Consider the following 2,596-nt stretch of genomic DNA (forward strand, 5'->3'; position numbering starts at 1 on the left):
AAGCTTAAAATTATTAGTAAAATATTTCTAAAAAAAATATTAAAAAAAGTGTTGACCATATAAAAAACAGATGGTATAGTTATACTTGTCCTTAAGGAAAGGGCAAAAAAATACAACTTAAAAAATAAGTTGACAAATAAAAACAAATTTGTTAAACATAAACAAGTCGAAAAAATGAACTTTGAAAATTAAACAGTAGGTTAATTTATAGAATTACAACTAACAAACCAAGCCAGATATTCAGATAATGATTAGTCTGAGCAGGTAAACAACTTTTATTTGAGAGTTTGATCCTGGCTCAGGATGAACGCTGGCGGCGTGCCTAACACATGCAAGTCGAGCGATTCTCTTCGGAGAAGAGCGGCGGACGGGTGAGTAACGCGTGGGTAACCTGCCCTGTACACACGGATAACATACCGAAAGGTATGCTAATACGAGATAATATGCTTTTATCGCATGGTAGAAGTATCAAAGCTTTTGCGGTACAGGATGGACCCGCGTCTGATTAGCTAGTTGGTGAGGTAACGGCTCACCAAGGCGACGATCAGTAGCCGACCTGAGAGGGTGATCGGCCACATTGGAACTGAGACACGGTCCAAACTCCTACGGGAGGCAGCAGTGGGGAATATTGCACAATGGGCGAAAGCCTGATGCAGCAACGCCGCGTGAGCGATGAAGGCCTTCGGGTCGTAAAGCTCTGTCCTCAAGGAAGATAATGACGGTACTTGAGGAGGAAGCCCCGGCTAACTACGTGCCAGCAGCCGCGGTAATACGTAGGGGGCTAGCGTTATCCGGAATTACTGGGCGTAAAGGGTGCGTAGGTGGTTTCTTAAGTCAGAGGTGAAAGGCTACGGCTCAACCGTAGTAAGCCTTTGAAACTGGGGAACTTGAGTGCAGGAGAGGAGAGTGGAATTCCTAGTGTAGCGGTGAAATGCGTAGATATTAAGAGGAATATCAGTTGCGAAGGCGGCTCTCTGGACTGTAACTGACACTGAGGCACGAAAGCGTGGGGAGCAAACAGGATTAGATACCCTGGTAGTCCACGCCGTAAACGATGAGTACTAGCTGTCGGAGGTTACCCCCTTCGGTGGCGCAGCTAACGCATTAAGTACTCCGCCTGGGAAGTACGCTCGCAAGAGTGAAACTCAAAGGAATTGACGGGGACCCGCACAAGTAGCGGAGCATGTGGTTTAATTCGAAGCAACGCGAAGAACCTTACCTAAGCTTGACATCCTTTTGACCTCTCCCTAATCGGAGATTTCCCTTCGGGGACAGAAGTGACAGGTGGTGCATGGTTGTCGTCAGCTCGTGTCGTGAGATGTTGGGTTAAGTCCCGCAACGAGCGCAACCCTTATTGTTAGTTGCTACCATTTAGTTGAGCACTCTAGCGAGACTGCCAGGGATAACCTGGAGGAAGGTGGGGATGACGTCAAATCATCATGCCCCTTATGCTTAGGGCTACACACGTGCTACAATGGGTGGTACAGAGGGCAGCCAAGTCGTGAGGCGGAGCTAATCCCTTAAAGCCATTCTCAGTTCGGATTGTAGGCTGAAACTCGCCTACATGAAGCTGGAGTTACTAGTAATCGCAGATCAGAATGCTGCGGTGAATGCGTTCCCGGGTCTTGTACACACCGCCCGTCACACCACGGAAGTTGGGGGCGCCCGAAGCCGGATTGCTAACCTTTTGGAAGCGTCCGTCGAAGGTGAAATCAATAACTGGGGTGAAGTCGTAACAAGGTAGCCGTATCGGAAGGTGCGGCTGGATCACCTCCTTTCTAAGGAGAATTGCCTACTGTTTAATTTTGAGGGTTCATTCCTCAAAATTAGTACTTTGAGCAACGGGATATTCTCAGAGAGAATAGACGTTGGCGATGTACGTTAGTACTTTGAAAACTGCATAACATTTAGTGATATGACATCATTTNAAATTTAGTGATATGACATCATTTTTATATAAATAGACAAGTTAAGTCTTTAAAATAACAACTTTAATAACTGGTCAAGTTATTAAGGGTGCAGGGCGGATGCCTTGGCACTAGGAGCCGATGAAGGACGTGATAAGCTGCGATAAGCTTCGGGGAGTTGCACGTAAACTTTGATCCGAAGATTTCCGAATGAGGAAACTCACTTAGAGTAATGTCTAAGTATCGTTAAGTGAATACATAGCTTAGCGAGGGGAACCTGGGGAACTGAAACATCTAAGTACCCGGAGGAAGAGAAAGAAATTCGATTCCGTAAGTAGCGGCGAGCGAAAGCGGAACAGGCCAAACCATTGAAGTTTTCTTCGATGGGGTTGCGGACATACAACATGGATGCAATATCGTAAATGAAGAGAGTTGGAAAGCTCCGCCATAGAAGGTAATAGCCCTGTAATTGAAACGAGAAAGCTACTAGTATGATCCAGAGTACCACGRGACACGTGAAACCTTGTGGGAAGCAGGGAGGACCACCTCCCAAGGCTAAATACTACCTGATGACCGATAGTGAAGCAGTACCGTGAGGGAAAGGTGAAAAGAACCCCGGGAGGGGAGTGAAATAGAACCTGAAANCCKAGCTGTTACTACAAAGTTAACTTTATCTTCTGTAGTATTTG

The 2,596-nt window shown here is 46.1% G+C and carries 1 protein-coding gene, 1 rRNA gene and 1 other annotated feature (1 of these 3 running past the window's edge); both genes read left to right on the top strand.

Features of this window, described 5'->3' with window-relative positions; genetic code table 11:
* Positions 1 to 8, top strand: the 3' end of a protein-coding gene (locus G3997_RS11335; RefSeq protein ID WP_296646025.1) for a helix-turn-helix domain-containing protein. 346 nt of this gene lie to the left of the window's left edge; the window shows 8 of its 354 coding nt (coding positions 347-354); its start codon lies beyond the left edge, outside the window; it ends in the stop codon at positions 6 to 8.
* 267 nt (positions 9 to 275) lie between these two features.
* Positions 276 to 1,778, top strand: a 16S ribosomal RNA gene (locus tag G3997_RS11340).
* A gap of 222 nt (positions 1,779 to 2,000) precedes the next feature.
* Positions 2,001 to 2,596 (top strand) — a sequence feature (23S ribosomal RNA rRNA prediction is too short).

This window comes from Romboutsia sp. 13368 (assembly GCF_018336475.1).
Taxonomy (GTDB): Bacteria; Bacillota; Clostridia; order Peptostreptococcales; family Peptostreptococcaceae; genus Romboutsia.